Genomic DNA, 22,202 nt, shown 5'->3' on the forward strand with positions numbered 1-22,202 from the left:
CTGATTCTTTTTTATCTAATTTTAAGAAAGTTTTCAATTTTATCTTATGGCAAAAATTAAATCCGTTTACAGATGTGAACAATGTGGTGCAGATCATCCGAAATGGGCAGGTCAATGTTCAGAATGTGGTGAATGGAATAGCCTGCTCGAAGTCCGTGTTGAACCGGTGGTGACACATCGTGGCCAGCCTAAGATGGGCGGAGGTTATGCCGGGCAAGTGGCGAATCTGACTACACTTAACCAGATCTCGGTTTCACAGGAAACCCGTCTGCAAACCGGGATTAGCGAGTTTGATCGGGTCTTGGGTGGCGGACTGGTGACGGGTTCAGTGGTCTTGATTGGTGGTGACCCGGGGATTGGTAAATCAACCATCCTGCTGCAAACCGCAACCCATATGGCCAGCAAGAAAAGCTCTGCGCTGTATGTCACCGGTGAGGAATCCCTGTCACAGGTTGCCTTGCGTGCCCAGCGCCTCGACCTGCCGACCGATTCGCTGAAAGTCATGGCTGAAACCTGTGTCGAACGCATTTGTGAAGTACTGGCTCAAGAACGCCCTGCTGTTGCAATTCTGGATTCGATTCAGACGCTGTATACCGAAATCTTACAGTCAGCGCCAGGCGGCGTATCGCAAATTCGTGAATCTGCAGCGTTACTGACCCGTTTTGCCAAAAATAGCGGCACGGCTTTATTCCTTGTGGGTCACGTGACCAAAGAAGGCGCGCTGGCAGGTCCACGTGTTTTAGAACATATGGTCGATTGTGTGCTGTATTTTGAAGGCCAGTCCGACTCACGTTACCGTATGATCCGTGCGGTCAAGAACCGTTTTGGTGCAGTCAATGAACTGGGCGTATTCGGCATGACCGATAAAGGTCTACGTGAAGTTGCCAATCCATCCGCAATTTTCCTGAGTCGTTATGATGAAGCCATTCCAGGTTCAATCGTGATGATTAGCCGTGAAGGCACTCGCCCACTTCTGGTCGAAGTTCAGGCACTGGTGGATGATGCCCATGGACAGCCACGTCGCGTGGCACTCGGTTTGGAACAAAACCGTTTAAACATGCTCTTGGCGGTGATGCACCGACATGGAGGTGTGCAAACCTCAGGACAAGATGTCTATGTCAATGTGGTGGGCGGTTTAAAAATCACCGAGACCGGTTCTGACTTAGCTGTATTACTGGCCTGTGCATCCAGCCTAAGAGGCAAAGCCTTACCCCAACAACTGGCTGTTTTTGGCGAGGTGGGTTTATCCGGCGAGATTCGCCCTGTACCGAATGGTCAGGAACGCTTAAAAGAAGCGGCCAAACATGGCTTTAAGTATGTGATTTTACCGCGAGGCAATGCACCACAAAAGCCGGTTGATGGCGTCCAAATCATTGCTGTGGCACGTTTGCATGAAGCCTTAACCGAAGCCATGCAGCTCAGTGATGAGCTATAACCCGCGTCTGACATAAAAAAACATACTTTTCTAGTTGAAATTCGATGTAAATACCTTCATAAATACATTTACAAATTGAATTTAAATAGGAAATTTCGATGCAAGTACACCAGCGTGGCTTGATGGCAGCTCTTTTGATGGCAACTTTGGTCGCTGCACCGCTTGCGGAAGCAAAACGTGCAGGTGGCGGTAAAAGCCACGGCATGAGCAGATCTAGTTCATCTAGCCAATCTTACCAGCCGTCACGTCAAGCAGCGCCAGCGCCTCAACAACAAACTGCGCCTCAACGATCAGGTCCAGGTGTGGGCTCTATGGTTGCTGCGGGTGTCGCAGGTGCAGCCGTTGGTGCTGTAGCTGCCAATGCATTGGCGGATGACAAACAACATAACCCGACTACAACTGAGCAAGAACAAGCCGCTCAGCAAGCACAACAGCAACAGGAAGAAAAAGGTGGAATTCCTGGCTGGATCTGGGTCCTTCTTGCTGCTGCCATCGCCTTCTTTGTGTTCCGCAAATTGGGCGCAAAAAAAAAATTAGCCAGCAATAACCCTTACGCGCCTAACAATGGCGGTCAAAACAACTTTGGCCGTCAGGTTCCACCTCAAGCAGCACCACGTCAAGCAGCGGATAACACCAATATCTTTGGTCAGTCTGTCGCTGGTGGTAGCGCTGCTCCTCAAGCCCCATTTGGTGGTGCGTCTATGAGCAGTGGCAATCAATTACCGGATGGGACTGAACCTGCTGCCTTCTTACGTATTGCCCGTCAACGTTTTAACCATATTCAATCGGTTAACAGCGCCAGCAATATTGAGGAAATCCGTCGTTATTTAACCCCTGAGCTTTATAGTTCAATGCACAGCGATATCATGGCCAATCAGGATCAGGATGTTGCCGAGTTTAGCAATCTGAATGCGATGGTGGTCGAAAGTACTACGGAAAATGGTCAATATGTGGTGAGCGTACGCTTTACCGGCACAGTAAGTGAAGATCTGAACAGCTTGCCACAACCTTTTACTGAGATCTGGCATTTTGTAAAACCTGCCGGTTCACAACAAGACTGGGTGGTTGCGGGAATTCAACAAGCTTAATTATGGTATGAAATAAAAAAAGAGCTATTTCGATAGCTCTTTTTTTTATGGCTCTTATTTTAACAGGAACAAAAAAAGCCATTCCCTAGAGAATGGCGGAGTGTAAAACAACAAAATTATCGTTCTTATTGAGATAGGTCAGCACAACCTGGCACGATCTGTCTATTGATACTAACGGATAAATGCTTTAAAAAATATTCCTCTTTTGGGGAATAAAACGCTTTTATTGGGGTCATTTTCAAGAATACTCGTCCTCACCTAGACGGTAATGAATTTTTCTGTACAGCATGCCCACTTAAAGCCACGTCTACGCCCATTTCGCCCCATAACCATCCCTTTTGTGCTGCTCAGGTTAAATCGCCTTGTAGGATTTGATAGAGCTTTCACAAGCAGAGGTCTGTTACACCATCAAACAACACCCATAAAAAAAGGCCTTGCCGTAGCAAAGCCTTTAAATTTTATTCGAATCTAATGATTCAGCATCATTAGACAAACTGTAAGAATAACCAGTATAAACCACCAGACAATGCAATCGTTGCCGGTAAAGTGAAGACCCATGCAGAAAGAATGGTTTTCACAGTATTGAAGTTTAAACCGGATTTATTCGCAACCATGGTCCCCGCAACCGCACTGTTTAATACATGAGTAGTTGATACCGGCATACCTAAACCATCAGCCGCAGCAATGGTACTCATTGCCACAAGTTCAGCAGACATGCCCTGACCATAGGTCATATGGTTCTTACCAATACGTTCACCCACAGTCACTACGATACGTTTCCAGCCCACCATCGTACCCAGACCCAGTGCCAGTGCCACTGCAACTTTAACCCAGTTTGGAATGTACTGTAGGAATGAATCCAGGCTATTACGATATTCTTTGACCACTTTGGCCTGACTTTCATCCATTGCTGGTAAAGCTTCAGCCTTGTCTAAACGTTTGAATGTCGTAGTGCTCAAATACATGTCATTACGGATTTCACTGACCGCCGCTTCAGGAATCAATTTAAGATCACCATAGCCTGCAACACGTGTACCGATATGAGAAGTCATGCTTGCAAGTGCAGGAACAACTTCAGCGGTTTGCTCTTTGGTCTGGATATATTTGGTTAATACATCACGTGCTTTTTCATCGGTCAGCTCGTTTTGATTCACATTCAAAACGACCGCAGTCTGAGTAGAAAGTTGCTCAAAAGACTGTAAATGTTGTGCATCCAGATTTTTGTTCAATGAGTAAGCCAATGGTACCAAGCCGATCAGGATCAACATGATTAAACCCATGCCCTTTTGACCGTCGTTTGAACCATGCGCAAAACTTACGCCTGTACAGGTAAAAATCAGGATTGCACGAATCAGTGGCGGCGGCGGCTTATTGCCTTCTGGTGGCTGAAACAGCTCCATTTGACGTTTAAAGACTTTTTTCACCAACAAGAACAGGATTGCAGCAAACGCAAAACCGATCAATGGCGAGAATAATAACGCCTTACCCACCTTAATCACCTGATCAATATCAATACCACTACTGGTCGCCCCAGCAGACGCATTCAAGATATGATTCATGATGCCCACACCTAAAATCGAACCGATTAAAGTATGTGAACTTGATGCAGGAATTCCTAAGAACCACGTGCCCAGATTCCACAGAATCGCCGCAATTAACAATGCAAAAACCATCGCAAAGCCGGCACCACTGCCGACATTCATAATCATTTCTACAGGAAGTAATGCAATAATACCGTATGCAACCGCACCACTCGCCACCATAACCCCAAGGAAGTTACAGAAGCCAGCCCACATTACTGCTGCTGGTGCAGGCAAAGCATTGGTATAAATAACCGTCGCTACAGCATTTGCCGTATCGTGAAAACCATTTACAAATTCAAAGCCTAAAGCGATGAAAAGTGCCGTCGATAAAAGAATAACTGAATATAAGCTTAACGGCGGTACATGTGCCAGATCAGCACTTAACTGAAAACCGATATAAACCAGTGTTGCAACAATAATTGTCAAAAACACCGGCATAAAAAATTTCGGTGTAGGTACATGTACATTCGTCGATTTTGCCTGAGAACTGGCAAGCGGTGAATCCGAAACAGGAGGAAGATTAGAATTCATGTAGACGGTGAGAGGATAATAAAATCCTCTGTATTGTTTAATTAAATTATGACAATTATATGACAAAGGACTGTCATATAAAGCCAAAATTTCATTTTTTTATAGCGTTTTTTAGGCTTTTTTTACGATAATTTCGTCCTGTTTTAAAATTTAATAAAATAAAAACAATAACTTACAAACATATTATATCCAACCAAACTGTTTGTCTGATTTTGCAACAAATGCTACGAAAGATGACATATTTTTGTCATATTCTGATTAATTTGTTGGCTTTTTAAGCATTATTCCGTTCGATTATGACAATTGAATGAACATTTTATGACATTTTCGAAATGACCCGATGAATCACTGTTCTGAGTTGTTGAAAATACGCGCTTTGACCTAGCTTCTGTTACAATGCCCCTGCTTTTTATTTTTATCTTCATCATCGACCGGGGTTTCTGAATGTCCACGCTTACCACCCTACAATCACTTCTTGCCCAACGCATCCTGATTATTGATGGTGCAATGGGAACCATGATTCAACGCCATAAACTAGAAGAAGCAGATTATCGTGGTGAACGCTTTGCAGACTGGGCATCAGACCTGAAAGGCAATAATGATTTATTAGTTCTGACACAACCACAGATTATTCAGGGCATTCATGAAGCCTACCTGGATGCTGGCGCGGACATTATTGAAACCAATAGCTTTAACGGCACACGTGTTTCCATGTCGGATTATCACATGGAAGATCTGGTACCAGAGATCAACCGTGAAGCAGCACGCTTGGCACGTGCAGCCTGTGACAAATATTCGACTCCAGACAAACCCCGTTTTGTTGCCGGTGTGCTTGGCCCGACATCACGTACCTGTTCGATTTCACCAAATGTTAATGATCCGGCCTTCCGTAACATTACCTTTGATGAACTAAAAGAAAACTATATTGAAGCTGCTCACGCCCTGATCGAAGGTGGAGCAGACATCCTGCTGATCGAAACCGTGTTCGATACCTTGAACTGTAAAGCCGCGATCTTTGCAGTAAAAGAGGTCTTCAAGCAAATCGGTCATGAACTGCCATTGATGATTTCAGGGACTATTACCGATGCCTCAGGGCGTACTTTAACCGGCCAAACCGCAGAAGCATTCTGGAACTCGGTACGTCACGGTGATTTACTCTCGATCGGTTTTAACTGTGCATTGGGTGCAGACGCGATGCGTCCACACATCAAAACCATTGCTGATGTTGCAGATACCTTTATTTCTGCCCATCCGAATGCTGGCTTGCCGAACGCCTTTGGTGAATATGATGAAACCCCGGAACAAACCGCAGCATTCATTAAAGAATTTGCTGAAAGCGGTTTGATCAATATTACCGGTGGTTGCTGTGGGACTACACCCGACCACATTCGTGCCATTTATCATGCGGTCAAGGATATTCAGCCACGCCAAGTGCCGGAAACCATTCCTGCTTGCCGTTTAAGTGGTTTAGAGCCATTTAACATTGATGAAAACTCTTTGTTCGTTAACGTTGGTGAACGTACCAACGTCACCGGTTCAAAAAAATTCCTGCGCCTGATTCGTGAAGAAAACTTTGCCGAAGCTTTGGAAGTGGCTCAGCAACAGGTTGAAGCCGGTGCACAGATCATCGATATCAACATGGATGAAGGAATGCTGGATTCGCAAACTGCGATGGTACATTTCCTCAATCTGGTGGCGTCTGAACCGGATATCTCTCGCGTGCCGATCATGATTGACTCATCAAAATGGGAAATCATTGAAGCAGGCTTGAAGTGTGTACAAGGTAAACCTGTAGTGAACTCGATTTCCCTAAAAGAGGGTTATGACGAGTTTGTCGAAAAAGCACGCCTGTGTCGCCAATATGGTGCTGCGATTATTGTCATGGCTTTTGATGAAGCCGGTCAGGCTGATACCGCTGCACGTAAGCGTGAAATCTGTAAACGTTCTTATGATGTGTTAGTCAATGATGTCGGCTTCCCTGCTGAAGATATTATTTTTGACCCGAACGTGTTCGCCGTGGCAACCGGGATCGAAGAACACAACAACTATGGCGTTGACTTCATTGAGGCTACGGGCTGGATCAAACAGAACTTGCCACATGCCATGATTTCAGGTGGTGTATCGAACGTTTCCTTCTCCTTCCGTGGTAATGAGCCTGTCCGTGAAGCGATTCACTCGGTATTCCTGTACCATGCCATCAAGCAAGGCATGACCATGGGTATCGTGAACGCAGGTCAAATGGCAATTTATGACGATATTCCAAAAGAGCTGAAAGAAGCTGTTGAAGATGTCGTTCTAAACCAGAACCAAGGTGAATCGGGTCAAAACGCTACAGAGAAACTGCTTGAAGTGGCTGAGAAATACCGTGGTCATAGTGGCGCGCAACGTGAAGCTGAGAACCTTGAATGGCGTAACGAGTCGGTTGAAAAACGTCTGGAATATGCCTTAGTCAAAGGTATCACCACGTATATTGATGAAGATACCGAAGAAGCCCGTTTAAAAGCCAAACGTCCACTCGATGTGATTGAAGGCGCCTTGATGGATGGTATGAATGTGGTTGGTGACCTGTTCGGTTCAGGTAAAATGTTCCTGCCACAAGTGGTGAAATCTGCACGTGTGATGAAACAAGCTGTCGCTTGGCTGAACCCGTACATCGAAGCTGAAAAAACCGGTAGCCAGTCTAAAGGTAAAGTGTTGATGGCGACGGTAAAAGGTGACGTACACGATATCGGTAAAAATATCGTGGGTGTGGTCTTGGGCTGTAACGGTTATGACATCGTTGACCTTGGCGTGATGGTACCAGCAGAAAAAATCCTGCAAACCGCAATTGATGAGAAATGTGACATCATCGGTTTGTCTGGTTTGATCACCCCATCTCTGGATGAAATGGTGTTTGTTGCCAAAGAAATGCAACGTAAAGGCTTTAACATTCCTTTACTGATTGGTGGGGCAACCACATCGAAAGCACATACCGCAGTGAAGATTGATCCACAATATCAAAATGATGCAGTGATCTATGTGGCGGATGCTTCACGTGCAGTCGGTGTTGCAACCACCCTGCTGTCGAAAGAAATGCGTGGCAACTTTATTGCCGAGCATCGTGCTGAATATGCCAAGATTCGTGAGCGTCTAGCTAACAAGCAACCGAAAGCCGCCAAACTCAGCTATGCCGAATCGATTGAAAATGGTTTCAAGGTGGATGATAACTATGTGCCACCGATTCCAAATACCTTAGGTACGCAAGTCATTACCAATTATCCATTGGCAACACTGGTTGAATATTTTGACTGGACGCCGTTCTTTATCTCTTGGAGCTTGGCGGGTAAATTCCCGAAAATCCTGACAGATGAAGTGGTCGGTGAAGCAGCTACTGATTTGTATAACCAAGCGCAAGCGATGCTGAAAGACATTATCGAGAATAATCGTTTCGATGCCCGTGCTGTATTTGGTCTATACCCTGCACAACGTACCGGTGCGGATACAGTCAGCGTATTTGATGAAGCCGGTCAAAAGGTTACCCATACCTTTGAGCATATCCGTCAGCAATCTGACAAAGTGACAGGCAAACCAAACTTATCTTTGGCAGATTACATTCGTCGTGACCGTGAGCAGCAGGATTACTTAGGCGGATTCACCGTGTCGATCTTTGGTGCGGAAGAATTGGCAAATGAATATAAAGCCAAAGGTGATGATTATTCAGCAATCTTGGTTCAGTCGTTGGCCGATCGTTTTGCCGAAGCATTTGCCGAGCATTTGCATGAGCGTATTCGTAAAGAGTTCTGGGGCTATAAAGCTGATGAGACTTTGAGCAATGAAGAATTGATCAAAGAGAAGTATGTCGGTATTCGCCCTGCTCCAGGCTACCCTGCTTGCCCAGAGCATTCTGAAAAGGCGGTGTTATTTGACTGGTTAGGTTCGGAAGCGAAGATTGGTACCAAATTGACTGAACATTTTGCCATGATGCCGCCTTCTTCTGTGAGTGGTTTCTATTATTCGCATCCTGAAAGTGAATACTTTAACGTAGGCAAGATTTCTCAAGACCAGCTTGAGGATTATGCAAAACGTAAAGGCTGGACACTGGATGAAGCGAAACGTTGGTTAGCGCCGAATTTGGATGATTCGATTGGTTAAGCTGTAAGAAAAAATCCCCTCGATTGAGGGGATTTTTTCAACTATTTATAAGATTCTCTTATTATAGTTATATATTTTTCATAATTTGGTTCGGTTGAAAGTAATATTTTTTTTAACTCTATATTACCTTCCCAATGCTCGATATCTAAATAATCATTGCAAAAATCCCAAACCTCATTTTCTTTAAAGTTCTCTTCATTTACAGAAAACCATTGCTTTAATTTTTTTTCACTACCTAGCGATATAAAATAATACTCTAAATTCATTTGAGCAATTGCCAGTTGAACGAGTTTTCTCATACCTTCATCTGTATCAAACTCGGGAATTAATTCATTCTCAAAATCATAGATTGAATTAGTTTTAATTATATAGTGCATTATTAGTTTATTAAGATCAATAATTTCACCAACCTCCACATCGTTGAAGAATAAAACTTTTTCCTTAATTTCGCTAAAATTATTTAAAACAAAAAAATCAATTAAAGCAAAGTATTTACTTTCATCATTTTTAAAGTTTAGCTCATTTTCTATGTTTTTTACTTTTTCTTCCAGAGTAATAAATTCACAATTACCAATATAACTAGTAAGATCAAATTCTGTTTTAAAAAACTCATTCTTAAAATAATCAAATTCAACAAACAATGTATCTAAAAAAATTTTTAAGTTATTTTTTTCAAATTCATTCAATTTAATTTTAAAAATTTTATCTATATCAAATGTAATTACTTTTTCACAAACATATAGCAACCTAAAAATAGGATTGAAGTTATTTAATACTTTAACAGCTTTATTTTTATTTGAAAAAATTGTTAACATTACAGCCATTAAAGATAAAGGTTTTTTTTCAAAATTATCTTTCTTACTTGTAAGGTAATTCTCACACCAAAAAAAACCCGAAAAAAATAGTTTTAGATCAGACTCAAATTGTAAAGATGAAATATATTTAAGATTAATAAAATTATTAGGAAAGTAACTTTTAATCTCATTAATAACTTTAATCAAAACATTTTTAAAAATTTCTCTTTGGATTTCTCGTGTGTATTTACACTCTAAAACAATTTTTGGGAATAATTCATTTCTAAAACTATAAAACATTATTTTATTTTTTGATATATTAATAAAATCCTCGGGAACAAGCTTATCCAAATCTAAAACAAAATATTTTCTTTCATCATTTTTTAGAGAATTAAACGAGTTATAGCCAATTTTCTTTGCTAATATTTCAATGATTTGTTGATAACTAGGAAATTCAAAAACTTCAAAAGGCAACATATTTTCATTAAGTGAATATGCTGCAGTATCAAATAGAACCTTAAAAGATCCCGCTAAACTTTTAATTTCAGAAATATCTAATTTAAGAATAAAATTACTATAATTAGTCATAAAAAAACACCTAAAATACTTAGGAACGAGTTTAAACTAAGCCAATTTATGGATGTGTAATTGACTATTTATTAATGCTGTTCTACTCTCGTTCAAGTATAGGCGCTATCCCTTATTTATAATAATAAATTATAAATTCATTTTTTGCAATAAAAAAATTATTAATTTAAAAAAATTTTTAGCATTAATTCTAAAATCTGTTTACGTCTGATTCTTTGCCATAGCAGTTGCTCAGTATCTGTCATATTAATTCTTAAATTTCGAGATGCTTGCTTTAGGTTTTTATTATAAGGCTTCATCAATACCTACTTTTAAAACAGACGCTCAACCTGATCTAACTAGCACAATATATAAATGCTATTTAGAACCTATATCATTTCAATATAGGCTCTCTACTCTCACAACTCTTTATGCTTCTCAATCAAATCCTCAAGATTCTGATAAACATGCAACACCCGATCTTTATGCGTTCGTGCGTTATCCAGACGCTGTTCAGGATCAACTAACAACAGGCTGTGACCATCATCAATCAAGCGATCAATCCCCTCCAGAAACATGCGTTTTCCGACATCATGAATCAAGGAAATCTGGGATAAATCAATCACGATGCTACTGTTATCGACTGGCTCACATTGCAACGTCCGTAATAACATTTCCGCTTCAGTAAATTTCAATACACCACGCAGTACGTAGACACTTAAAGACGCATCTTTTCCAGTCCGATAATGACTCTGCACAATGGTTTGTGCGGAAGGTGTGCCTTCCATCAAATGCAAGCCCATATCACGTGAGAGTCTTTCCATGATATCGATGCCACGTACACTATTGCCATGTTCATCGAGTCGAGGAGAAAAAGCCGCTATGCTGACCTGACCGGGTAACACGCCTAAGATTCCACCTGCGACACCACTTTTAGCAGGAATGCCAACCGTCGTCAGCCAATCCCCCGCTGCATCGTACATACCGCAGCTCATCATCACGCTCAGAACTTGGCGTACCACAGCACGATTCAATAAACGCTTTCCAGTTTTAGGATCAACCCCACCATTGGCAAAAACACTACCCATGCGTACCAGATCTTTGACCGTCACCAAGATCGCGCATTGACGGATATAGCCATTCACAATATCAACAGGATCGGACTCCAAAATCCCCACGGTTCGCAACATATAACCGATCGAGAGATTGCGATAAGCGGTTTTTACTTCTGATTCATATACCGCATCATCAAATTGTAGCTCACGACCAGCCAGCTCACTCATGAACTGACGCAGAATCTCTGCACCTGACAAGTCGTCTTTGCCTGGAATCAAGGAGTGTGTGGTGATAGCACCCGAATTAATCATCGGATTCTTGGGACGGCGATCTTTTCCCAATGAAATTTCATTGAAGGCTTCACCTGAAGGTTCAACACCGACTTTTTCTAATACGGCATCAATACCCAACTGTTGCAACACATAGGCATAGGTAAATGGTTTAGACATCGATTGAATGGTGAACTCAATCTCATCGTCTCCTACGGAGTAGATTTCACCATCGCCAGTCGATAATGCCAGCGCTAATCGATCTGGATTGGCATTGGCCAGTTCAGGAATATAATCGGCGAGATGACCGCTGTTATCTGTATCGCAGGCTTCAATCACATGAGCCAAATAATCAGGAAGCGGAGTTTTCATGTTCAGTCGCCTTACAACAGTCGAATTTTAATCTTGTGAAAATTTATAATACAGAACACTGATAATATTGAAATTATAGCTTTTGTAATGATTTTAGCTCTGGCGGCATTGCTGCAACCACAATCCGCTTGCTAACGGTTATAGCTACTCATTTATTCTTTCAACAAATAAAATGCCATCCAGATGATCTACTTCATGCTGAACTATGCGGGCAGGAAAACCTTCAAACGCGGTTTCAATCACTTCACCCTGTAAGGTGTAATAACGGACTTTGATCGCTTGTGCCCGTTCCACCTGCCCCCGTTCATTCGGCACGCTTAGACAGCCTTCTTCCCCGAAACAGGTAGTTTCAGAAAACGCTAAAATTTCGGGATTGACCATCACCACCGCATCCATTTCAGGTGCATCGGGATAACGCGGATTAGGGCGTGAGGCCACAATAATTAATCTTTTAGAAATATAGACTTGAGGTGCTGCAATACCGACACCATTGCGTTCCAGCATGGTCGCATGCATGGCAGATGCCAGTTGCAATAACCATTCACTATTGAATTCCCCGTTCGCGACTGCCGCCGCTTTAATTTTTAAAATCTCTTCACCACGTTGTGCTACAGGTAGAATTACGCTCATCCCACGCCCTTATAATTGTTTTGACCAAATAGTGGATATTATCGTATTGGATATTTTATCGAGTTACCATAATTTTCATTTAAGAATCTTGTCATAATATATTTGCGAAAAAAATAACACGGGCAAATCCCAATGAATGCAACGCAACTGTTTTTAGGTGTGCTCTTTAGCTCGATTGGCTTAGGCTATTTTTTGTATGGCAAAAAACAGAAGATGACTGTGCCTTTGGTCTGTGGTCTGGTTCTGATGTTCTTCACCTACATGATTGAAAGTACCGCGCTGATCAGCATCATGGGGATCCTCCTTTCGGTTATTCCCTATTTCCTGCGCTTCTAAAAACAAAAAACTCCCCAATTGGAGAGTCTTCTATTCATTGAAAAAAAATTAAAGATGTTTCTTTAATTCATCAGCAACAATCTCGATTTCAAGATTGCTGAATTTACGGATTTCACCCTCTGCATGCTTCTCTAACATGCCACCAATCAACGGCACTTTGACTTTAACCGTCCATGTTAAAGAGATATTCACTTTTTCACTGTCGCCAGTCACACTACGCTCACCTTTGGCTTCCAAAGGCAGGTTTGCGCCTAGTTCAACCGTAGAAGTTAAGTTCTTTAAATGGGTCACATCAGCACGTTTTAAACGGAATGCATTTTTTAATAATTTTTTTGCCACATCTGGAATATTCACATCCAGATTATATTCACGGCGCAAGGTATAAATATCGCCATTTACCGCCGATTCAATAATTTCCAGGTTTTCCCCAGGAATACGTTTACACACTGCTTCATGCAATGACGTATCTGCCACCAGTCTAGAAAAGTCCTCAATTGAAACACCATGAATTGTTTCATTCACCGTAAATTGATGTGCCATTTTTTAAATGTCCATTTTGTTTTATTAGGATTTCATCATTGCGCAAAAGTATAACATTCAAGGCGATATCTCAAAGTCTGAGCCGTTAAAAATAGATGACTGCTCGGATTAGTTATTTTTATTGTAATGATGACGTATGCCTAATTTGACCGTAACACGTTCCATTCGGCTGATATACAAATAATGATCCCCATATTCGATCACTGCATAAAATTGTTCAGCCCCGTCATCCAGTCCCGTGGCTGACCATGTGGTGCCTTGTGGAAACTCATTTAACCATGCCGCTTTATAAAAATCTGAAACCGAATCAAAATCCAGGTACACGTCTGGATCAGCCATGATTTTCGCAGCCATCTGGTCAAATTTTTGTTGCTTAAATGCCTCTAGACTCAATAACACAAAAGTTCCTTATACATTCAAATACAGTTGAAAGGTTGTCGCTGGCACTCAGGTTCATCTTAAGCTGACTTACAAAAATACAGTGATTTTCTTATCGCTCTATTTTGCGGGGGATTCTGCTGTTTTTCTAGATTATTTTCAGTTTTATCATACAGATTCAGTCTGCGCTGATTTGCTCGCGCCAGCTCAATATGTTATCAACATCTTATGCTTTATCATTTTTTATAACCATAAAGGAGCACTATAAGATGTCCTATCAAAATATATTAGTCCCGGTCGACGATTCTCCAATTTCTTATGCAGCGGTTCAACATGCACTATCTTTAGCCAAACTATCCGGAGCAAAAGTGACCGTTCTGAGTGTGGTTGTGGTTGACCCTTTTGTTGGCGTTGATTTTTACCAGTTGGCCCCTGCAGTAACCGATTATTTTATGCAGGCTGAAGCACACGCCAAAACCCAGTTGCAGGATATTGCCCAGTCCTTTGTGCGCGACGGTATTCAGGTCGAGACCAAAATCCACCATGGTTCCGCCAGTGAAGGCATTATTTTTGTTGCCGACGAAGTCGGTGCCGACCTGATTGTGATGGGCTCACATGGACGTACAGGCGTCAAACGTTTATTGCTGGGTAGTGTGGCCCGGGCAGTTTTAACTGAATCACATATTCCTGTACTCATCGTCAAGCAATAATCCCCCAATATGCTTCATAAACCTTGTGCCCGATCACAAGGTTTTTTTCTTATCAGAATAAAAAGAATTGACCGCTTAGCCCCCCATCCTGAACATTTACAACCCTATTCCCGCTTTTGAAAAGATGCTTCACTACAAGCATGGACATTGCTTTTCTATTTAAAAATATTGAGTGAAATCAATTTACTGCTAATAGAAAAAATGACCGTTAATAAAAATATCAGCGCTAAAAATAAGACACGGTTTTCCAAGGATGATCACTATGAAACGCAATCCAATTTTAATCGGCATCTGTAGCCTATTTGCCGCCACCCTCAATCATGCTGCGGCACTGGATCAATCCGGCCAATCTATTTTACCCTTTCTGGAAAATGGCAATTATGTCGAGGTTGGTGCCACAGCGGTCGATCCTGATATTTCAGGAAAAATCCGTAATCGTCCTGAACTGGTCAATGATCCGCAGAACCTGAACTCAGGCAATATGGGCAACAGCTTTCAATATTATGCTGCTGCGCTCAAGCTGCAACTGACCGACCGGATCAGCTTTGGCTTGCTCTATGACCAGCCTTTTGGTGCGGACATTACTTATCCGATGCAGTCCAATAATACCTTCTCGGACAATGAATTTACCCATCAAGGCACATTGGTCAATGTTGATACTGAAAGCATTAGCATGATTTTGGGTGTCAGTCCTTTTAGTAATTTTCAACTTTATGGCGGTGCGGTCTATCAATCGGTCAAAGGGGATGTCGCACTACGTGGTAATTCATACAGTGAAGCCTTTAATGGCTATGATGCCAAATTTAAACAGGATCATGCAGTCGGTTGGCTGGCAGGCCTGAGTTATCAGATCCCGGATATTGCCTTAAAAGTCGCAGTGACCTATCGCTCCAAGATCGACCACGATATGCAGGTAACTGAGACCATGTTTGGTGAACCTCTGGAAGTCACCACACCGGGCAAGACTAAAATTAGTACGCCACAATCCGTGAATATTGATTTTCAGACGGGTGTGTATAAAGACACACTACTCTATAGCAATCTACGTTGGGTCAACTGGAAAGATTTTCACATCCGCCCGACCCAGTTTGGCGCAGTCACCGAATACCTGACTGACTTGATCAGCGAAGGCAGCTATAGCGGTGGTTTTGATCTGGATAGCTACCAAAAAGATCAATGGACGGTCAATCTCGGACTCGGACATCAATTTACTGAAAAATGGAGTGCCTCCACAGAAGTCAGTTGGGACTCGGGTACAGGCGACCCAGCCTCCACCTTGAACCCCACCAAGGGCTCTTGGGGGATTGGTCTAGGTGCCCAGTTTAATCCTGCCCCGAACTACTTTATTGCCGCAGGCGTTAAATACTTCTGGTTAGGCGATGTGGTGGCCGAAGACGGTACCTATTACATTCCTGTACCAGGGATCAAACCGGTTGCTGAACAAGCCGATTTTAAAGATAACAGCGCCATTGGCTATGGTTTGAAGATGGGTTATCGCTTTTAGTCATTCAGTCTTATCCAGCCAAGTAGGCGCATGATCCGATTTAATTCCTGCGCCTACTTGGCTATTTTCTGGCATTCAATCCACCTCTGAGATTAAAATCTCAAAGTATTACTTTAATAATGAATGTCATCTTCAGGAAAATCCAATGAAAAAAATCGCTGTTGTCTTTGCACTATTTATATCTGGCTTAGTTTTTCCTTTCACGACTATTGCCAATTCGCCTGATCCCAAAGAGAGCATGGATATTTTTATAGGTACCTTAACTATTCAGAATAACAAGGCCATTTTAACGCGATGCGATATTGCGCAAAATGAATATGTGTTAAAAGATGCCGACTGGTCTAAGCAAAAGGCGGTATCAGGTTTTCTCTCCAACGCCACCAAACTAAAACAGCCGATTTATGCAGAAGTGATCGCGGCCTATAAAAGTGAAAAAGATATCAATATTCTATTGGTCGATTCCATTGAAAACCTGACTGAAGCAAAAAGCTGTCATTTGGCCGATTTGTTTTAAAGCTCCAGATACACGGCAAGTTTTTAGCTCGAATATTGATGAGCAAAGCTTGATGACTCATCGTCACTCACTAAAAGTTTGCCATGTCTCAAAAGCATGTGTGCGATACAGTTTTAACTCGGAAAATTGAGGAATAATTGCCTCACTCTGTGTGGGTCTTAAAAACACAAAATCATCGACCTGAATATCACAATTCTTCGGTACATTGACCAGCTCCTGATTACTGCTGCGCCCATACAAGGCATGGGTATGACACTGATCAGGATAAACATAATCAGCCAGCCAGTAGCCGCCATAAATAAACAGCGCCTTGCATTTATGCGGCAATTTATCCAGTAACGACATCGAAGGCAATTGGGTAAATGGCAATACCTTGAGCACAGGTGCAGCGATCCATAATGCAGGTTGCAATGCCTGTAAAAAATCACTATCAAAATCACTCGGTTTTAACAACATTGAACCAAAAGACAAGTCATTGCAGACACTTGCCGTGGTATGCAAGCTAAAGGTTGGACTGCCACCGCCATTAAAACACAACGCCTCATTCCACAAGGTTGGGAACTGTTTTTGAATCAGCTGCTGATAATGCGCATAAGTCTGTTGGGAGCCGTGATAAGCCAGTTCAGGTTTTTTAATGATGGCAGGGATTTTGGTGACATGCGCATCATAGCCCATCAAGCCAGAAAGTTTTAAATACTGTGGATTTCGCTCAATCAGCTTTAATATTTCGATCAGTTGTTGGGTCGACTGAACCCCGCCACGATGTAAACCGACATCAATCTCGATATTCAGCTTTAGACAGCGCGAATAGGTCTGGGCAATCTCAAGATATTGCTGCACACGTTGCTGGGTGTCCACCAGCCACTGAATATTGGCATCCGACCATGCTGCATGTTGTTCAAAAAAATGGCGTACCGCTTGAGCCGGCATCGGTTTGCCCAACAAAATATCGGCTTCGGCAAAATTTTCTAATATCGAAATAATATGCGGTTGATGAAATACCATAAAACGCTGGGTGTTGATCTGGGCAGATAACAACTTGAGTAAATCCAGACTGGCTAATGACTTCACCACCAGGCGTGCTTTTAAATGTGTGGCGTGAGCAAGGCGAATCTGAACATGCTGGATATTTTGTTTTAACGCGGCTTCATCGACAATCAGTTGTGGAGTTGCAATCCCCTGTTTTTTCAGGTCCAGATTGAGTTGTTTAAAATAATGATCCAACATGGCTATACCTTTTTCAATCCAAAAAAATTTACATACAATTTGATACGCGAAAAAGTCATCTACAACCTGAGCAAGCCAAAGCGGCTAAAGCTTTGGCCAAGCGAAATAAAGCTGAACTACCTTCAGAGCTAGTCGCTCCTCATGTAGATGACAATGCCTTTGCTCTTACAAAGCTTCAAACGCTTCTCTGGACGAAACCAAAGTAAGGCGAGCCTGAGCAAGCCAAAGCGACTAAAGCTTTAGTGAAGCGCAAGACGAAGTGGCTTATCCTAAAATAGATAAAAACTCGGTAAGACTCCGTAAAGTTAATTATTTTTCAATAAACATTTAAGTCCAATCCAAGTTAGAACTAACCTAAAAACAGCTTTTCCAGATAGGGGTTTAAAAACTTGGCTTCCGGATCAAGCTGCTGACGCAACGCCATAAAATCATCCCACTTTGGATATAAAGTCCGTAATTGAGTCGTTGTCAGGGTATGCATTTTCCCCCAGTGCGGACGACCCTGATATTTTTGCAAGATTGGCTCAACCACCTCAAAAATCAACTTCGGGTCTTGTTTGTGATATTGATGCACAGAAATTGAAATGGAATCTTGCTGATAAAACGGACTGAGCCAGATATCATCCCCCTTCACAAAGCGAAATTCGAGTGGAAAAAAGGTGGCCACTTTATATTTTCTTAAGGCATGCAGTATTTCATCCAGACATTCAACTCCACGATCTACAGGAATCTGATACTCCATTTCATTGAACTTGGTATTACGCGGTGTCGGAAAGATTTTACTCGACCAATCCACATAGGTGGTCGGTTTAACAAAAATACCTAATAGCTTCTGTAAATACGGATTCAGTGCAGGAAAGCTTCTGGTTAACTCGGAACAAAGGGTCAGCAGCGTATCGTCAGACGGGAAATTTTCCCTACGCGGCAAAACCGCTTCATCGGTCTCATCCAAAGTTTTTAGCATCAACTGCTTTTCATGGGAAAACACAAAACATTCGATATGTCGATGCTGCTGCTTCCATTGCTGAATATGCTGCATCATGTCTTCAACAGGACAAAGTTCGATATGTTCTTTGAGTTTATAGCGAGGACGGTTCTGCATGGTGATTTGGGTCAAGATACCCAAGCTACCCAAAGAAACCCGTCCTGCGGCAAAGATTTCAGGATGCTCTGTGCGACTGCATTGCAGGATTTCACCAGAAGCAGTCAATAACTCAAAAGCCTCCACATAGGCCGAAATACAATGTAAATCTGCACCTGTCCCATGTGTACCCGTAGAGACCGCTCCCGCAAGACTTTGCTGATCAATATCACCCTGATTCATCAAGGCCTGATTAATCGATTGCTGCTGTAGGTGCTGATCTAGATCATATAAACGGGTCCCCGCATAAATACTACTCTGGCATCGGTCATGATCCGTCGATGCAATACCTGCAATATGATCCAAAGACAACAAGGTGGCATCGGTACACACCAACGGCGTAAAAGAATGTCCTGCACCGACTACCCGTATTTTTTGTTGCTGAGCAACGATGCTCTGTAGTTCTTGAATATTGGCAGGGTGTAAAACCTGTTGCGGTTTGGATTGTTGAAAACCAGACCAGTTTGACCAGATGCCTTGTTTTAGATTACTCATACTGCCTCTCCTTGGCTAACGGCAGTTTTTACATTGCCATGATTACTGCGTTTTGCGAGTTCCTGTGCTGGAATCGGTTGTGGTCTTGTCATTTCATCGTAATGACGTTTGTTTTTTTCTAATCCTAATTGTTCTGCTAATGCTTTGAATTTGCTCTGACAGGCAGCCAGTGTCCATTGACCAAATAAGGTGTGTCCCCCTTCATAGGCTTGCACCTGGTATTCTTCATAGGTGGTGACATAACCCATATAATCATTGCAGTAGGATGCTAACCAGACACTTTCAATTGAAGCCTGTGCGGCAAGCGTCTGTTTAACGGTATCAACCACACGCTGTCCTGCGATGGTGGTAAATTCTCCTGGACAACAAATCAAAGCCAATTGACCTAATCGCACGATCTGTAATGGAACTACACTTGGAACTAAGGGACTGTGCTGAATCGCCCCAACTTTCACTTGTCGATTCATTTCTGCTATCAACGGATCAAGAATACCGGGCGGAAAACCAATCGGTTGACCTAAAATCTTTTTGGCACCCGCTTCCAGTACAATCTGTTTCGGCCCTTGAGAGGCATACAGTTGCTGATACGCTACAAAATCAGCTGCATTGGAATGCCTGGTTTTCTGTTTGCGAAATTGATCGGCTAAAAATTGTATCCCCATAATTAAGGGTTTGGGCGCCCCTAAACCATCGACAGGTGTGCCTGCAAAAAATGCGGTGCCATGACAAGGCTGACTGGTCTTGGCATGCTTTTGCCCCGCTGCGAACGCCTCTGGAATTTCAATATTACTCAGATCGACATAGGACAAGACAGCATCAATCTTGCCTTCAACATTTTTCAGATCTTTAGGCATCTGCTGTTGTAAGGCCGTCAAAGCCAGTTCACTTTGATAACGACCATTTTGTTGCGCGTACTGATATTCCTGCTCGCCTTTGATCTTTTTGCGAATCTTGAGTTGGTCTTTGCCATGAAAATGCGGTGATACATCCCCTGCAGTTGCCTGAGCAAAAATCGTCACTGGATTTTGAATCCCTTGCTCAGTTAAAGCCTGCTCGGAAAATGCGGCTGCATAACCTTTATTATCGCCATCATAGGCCTTTAAAGAATTTCCCAAACAGGTTGCATGAACTCCAAATAAGGAAATAAAGGACTGTAGTTTTTGTTCCCGATAGAAACCAATCAACTGCATTTCACGATTCAAGGCCAAATGCGTTTCAGCTTCGGTACGTGACTGAACTTCTGGATTACGATTATAGGCTTTGATTGAACGATTCCATGCGACAGGTGTCTGTTCCGGGAAAAGCTGAGTCGCTAAAAAAATCTCGGTATCTTGTTCAGATGCAATTGCATTTTGAATACTCTGTACAATTGCCTCAACAATCACCTTTAAATGTTCAGGCACAAATCCAGGGGTCGGCATATTATACAAAGCTTCATAGCCACAACCGCCAGGCCCAGAATGGGTATGGGTGGCCATGAGAAGCAGTTGATTTTCATCAAATTTCGAATCTAGAATTTGTGTAAGTTGCGCTACAGTTTGGCTGCGTATGGCATGGGTAATACAACCTACGTCCAAACAACAGATGACTAATCGGTTACGTTGTTGATCGACAATACTCACGCTACGTGCAAATAAAGCTGTGCGCTGCTCATAGGCCCGATGTGACCATTGTCCATAACCAAACATGGCATAGCCTTTGGCTTTGATTTTGATTTTCTGCTTGTCCCAACCCACCTGATACATTACGACTTCCTTTCAATTCTTTTTCTAACTGTCTTAAAGCATGTTGAAAGTTAATCAAAATTATGCGATACCCAACAGGGTTAAAGACACTTTTCTGTGGGGGGCAAAACGGACTTATGCCTATATGTATCAGCGATAAAAATGATCAACAGCAATTTATTCCACCCACCATTCTGGCGAGCCTGATCCATTATGCAGAGCAGCAACAGTGGGATTATGCCGCATGGTTTCAAGATTCAGGTTTAGACATTGCACAAATACGGCAAACCCAAGGGGTGGTTCGTTTCAGCCAGCTTTGTGATGTTATTCGGCAAGCCATTGCAGCCTATCAGCAACCCGACCTCGGTTTAAAACTTGGCAGTAGTGAAGGTCTGATTTCGATGGGAATTTTGGGCTTTGCCATGCAATCGTGTAAAACCGTGGCAGATGCTTTGGACATTGCGCTGCGCTACCATCGGATTTCTGGCAGTGTATTAAATATTAACTTTTCCATCCATGCTGATCTGTGTGAGCTGGAAGTCACTGAACCCTATCCCTGCAATGCACTCAAAGCCTTTTTCTATGATGAATTATTCAGCAGCATCATTACCTGTTTAAACGCGATGCTGGGCGATCATGAGGATGTCATCAGTCTTGAGCTCAGCTATTTCCCAAGCGACTATCAACAACAATATCACGATCTGTTTGGCTGCCCCATCCAGTTTAACCGTGATAAAAATGTCATGCGTTTTAGTCACCGCCTGTTGCAACGCAGCTTAAAAAATTACAGTCCCGCTAACTACGCAACTGCCATCCAGATCTGTGAACAGGCCCTAAAAGAAATCGACCGGCTCAATCAGGTCGGCTATGTGCATTTACTCGATCATTTGATTGAACAGCATTTACCTGAGCGTTTTGAGATGCAACACGCTGCTGAACATTTACGGATCAGCGAACGCCATTTAAGACGGCAATTATTAGCAGAGGGCTTGAGTTTTCAACAAATCCGACAGAATGTACTGGAACGCAAGGCCAAGCAACTGATTGAACAGAACCTGTCAATGAGTGAGATTAGCCTGCAACTGGGTTTTAGCGAATTACGTGAATTCCGACGTGCCTTTAAACGCTGGACCGGACAAGCGCCTTCAATCTATAAACAAGAGGCTCATTTCTAATT

Annotated in this window: 17 protein-coding genes and 1 pseudogene; 8 read left to right on the forward strand and 10 right to left on the reverse strand. The window is 42.6% G+C overall.

The window, feature by feature from the left end; all coding sequences use genetic code 11:
- The first annotated feature begins 46 nt into the window (after nt 1-46).
- The gene (gene radA / locus IEV39_RS08490; protein ID WP_005284480.1) at nt 47-1,435 is read left to right on the forward strand and encodes a DNA repair protein RadA; all 1,389 of its coding nucleotides are present in this window, start codon (nt 47-49) and stop codon (nt 1,433-1,435) included.
- A gap of 98 nt (nt 1,436-1,533) precedes the next feature.
- Nucleotides 1,534-2,523 (forward strand): Tim44 domain-containing protein, encoded by a 990-nt coding sequence (locus tag IEV39_RS08495; protein ID WP_005284477.1) that lies wholly within the window; start codon nt 1,534-1,536, stop codon nt 2,521-2,523.
- A 485-nt stretch (nt 2,524-3,008) separates the two neighbouring features.
- Here IEV39_RS08495 and IEV39_RS08500 read toward each other — a convergent pair whose 3' ends face one another.
- Nucleotides 3,009-4,637, reverse strand: a complete 1,629-nt coding sequence (locus IEV39_RS08500; protein ID WP_005229345.1) for an inorganic phosphate transporter — start codon at nt 4,635-4,637, stop codon at nt 3,009-3,011.
- A gap of 444 nt (nt 4,638-5,081) precedes the next feature.
- On the opposite strand from IEV39_RS08500, the gene metH reads away from it, so the two are divergent.
- Nucleotides 5,082-8,768 carry a methionine synthase gene (gene metH / locus IEV39_RS08505; protein ID WP_005284474.1) on the forward strand — a complete coding sequence of 1,229 codons (3,687 nt, stop codon included), beginning with the start codon at nt 5,082-5,084 and terminating at the stop codon, nt 8,766-8,768.
- A 41-nt stretch (nt 8,769-8,809) separates the two neighbouring features.
- Here metH and IEV39_RS08510 read toward each other — a convergent pair whose 3' ends face one another.
- From IEV39_RS08510 to def, 4 genes and pseudogenes are all read right to left on the reverse strand, one after another.
- Entirely contained in the window at nt 8,810-10,150 is a 1,341-nt protein-coding gene (locus IEV39_RS08510; protein WP_005284471.1) for a hypothetical protein, read from the reverse strand.
- Nucleotides 10,151-10,335: 185 nt separating this feature from the next.
- Nucleotides 10,336-10,449 (reverse strand): annotated as a pseudogene (locus tag IEV39_RS08515) (DUF559 domain-containing protein); the annotation flags it as partial.
- A 99-nt stretch (nt 10,450-10,548) separates the two neighbouring features.
- Nucleotides 10,549-11,826 (reverse strand): glutaminase, encoded by a 1,278-nt coding sequence (locus IEV39_RS08520; RefSeq protein WP_005284468.1) that lies wholly within the window; start codon nt 11,824-11,826, stop codon nt 10,549-10,551.
- 144 nt (nt 11,827-11,970) lie between these two features.
- The gene (gene def, locus IEV39_RS08525; RefSeq protein ID WP_005284465.1) at nt 11,971-12,456 is read right to left on the reverse strand and encodes a peptide deformylase; all 486 of its coding nucleotides are present in this window, start codon (nt 12,454-12,456) and stop codon (nt 11,971-11,973) included.
- Between the two features lie 132 nt (nt 12,457-12,588).
- Here def and IEV39_RS08530 point away from each other — a divergent pair, with 132 nt between their 5' ends.
- Nucleotides 12,589-12,792 carry a hypothetical protein gene (locus IEV39_RS08530; RefSeq protein ID WP_005284463.1) on the forward strand — a complete coding sequence of 68 codons (204 nt, stop codon included), beginning with the start codon at nt 12,589-12,591 and terminating at the stop codon, nt 12,790-12,792.
- A 48-nt stretch (nt 12,793-12,840) separates the two neighbouring features.
- Here the strand turns inward: IEV39_RS08530 and IEV39_RS08535 are convergent, their stop codons facing one another.
- Both IEV39_RS08535 and IEV39_RS08540 read right to left on the reverse strand, forming a co-directional pair.
- The gene (locus tag IEV39_RS08535) at nt 12,841-13,332 is read right to left on the reverse strand and encodes a DUF2505 domain-containing protein (protein WP_005229336.1); all 492 of its coding nucleotides are present in this window, start codon (nt 13,330-13,332) and stop codon (nt 12,841-12,843) included.
- A 108-nt stretch (nt 13,333-13,440) separates the two neighbouring features.
- Nucleotides 13,441-13,731 carry a hypothetical protein gene (locus tag IEV39_RS08540; protein ID WP_005284460.1) on the reverse strand — a complete coding sequence of 97 codons (291 nt, stop codon included), beginning with the start codon at nt 13,729-13,731 and terminating at the stop codon, nt 13,441-13,443.
- Between the two features lie 248 nt (nt 13,732-13,979).
- On the opposite strand from IEV39_RS08540, the gene IEV39_RS08545 reads away from it, so the two are divergent.
- From IEV39_RS08545 to IEV39_RS08555, 3 genes are all read left to right on the forward strand, one after another.
- Nucleotides 13,980-14,420: a universal stress protein gene (locus tag IEV39_RS08545; protein ID WP_005284457.1), complete on the forward strand. Its 441-nt coding sequence runs from the start codon at nt 13,980-13,982 to the stop codon at nt 14,418-14,420.
- A 262-nt stretch (nt 14,421-14,682) separates the two neighbouring features.
- On the forward strand, nt 14,683-15,924 hold the full coding sequence (locus tag IEV39_RS08550) for an OmpP1/FadL family transporter (protein WP_005284455.1): 1,242 nt from the start codon (nt 14,683-14,685) through the stop codon (nt 15,922-15,924).
- Nucleotides 15,925-16,069: 145 nt separating this feature from the next.
- Nucleotides 16,070-16,438, forward strand: a complete 369-nt coding sequence (locus IEV39_RS08555) for a hypothetical protein (RefSeq protein ID WP_005284453.1) — start codon at nt 16,070-16,072, stop codon at nt 16,436-16,438.
- Nucleotides 16,439-16,501: 63 nt separating this feature from the next.
- Here the strand turns inward: IEV39_RS08555 and IEV39_RS08560 are convergent, their stop codons facing one another.
- The 3 genes from IEV39_RS08560 to IEV39_RS08570 all read right to left on the reverse strand — a co-directional run bounded on the left by IEV39_RS08560 (nt 16,502) and on the right by IEV39_RS08570 (nt 21,046).
- A complete protein-coding gene (locus IEV39_RS08560; RefSeq protein WP_005284451.1) occupies nt 16,502-17,665 on the reverse strand; it encodes an alanine racemase in 1,164 nt (387 codons plus the stop codon).
- Between the two features lie 349 nt (nt 17,666-18,014).
- Nucleotides 18,015-19,301: a D-arabinono-1,4-lactone oxidase gene (locus tag IEV39_RS08565; RefSeq protein ID WP_005284448.1), complete on the reverse strand. Its 1,287-nt coding sequence runs from the start codon at nt 19,299-19,301 to the stop codon at nt 18,015-18,017.
- The gene (locus tag IEV39_RS08570) at nt 19,298-21,046 is read right to left on the reverse strand and encodes a neutral/alkaline non-lysosomal ceramidase N-terminal domain-containing protein (protein ID WP_005284444.1); all 1,749 of its coding nucleotides are present in this window, start codon (nt 21,044-21,046) and stop codon (nt 19,298-19,300) included. Before IEV39_RS08570 ends, IEV39_RS08565 begins: the two co-directional genes overlap by 4 nt.
- A 62-nt stretch (nt 21,047-21,108) precedes the next feature.
- On the opposite strand from IEV39_RS08570, the gene IEV39_RS08575 reads away from it, so the two are divergent.
- Nucleotides 21,109-22,200 (forward strand): AraC family transcriptional regulator, encoded by a 1,092-nt coding sequence (locus tag IEV39_RS08575; protein WP_005284440.1) that lies wholly within the window; start codon nt 21,109-21,111, stop codon nt 22,198-22,200.
- Nucleotides 22,201-22,202 lie beyond the last annotated feature (2 nt).

The sequence above is a fragment of the Acinetobacter courvalinii genome, assembly GCF_014635545.1.
GTDB classification, from domain to species: domain Bacteria; phylum Pseudomonadota; class Gammaproteobacteria; order Pseudomonadales; family Moraxellaceae; genus Acinetobacter; species Acinetobacter courvalinii.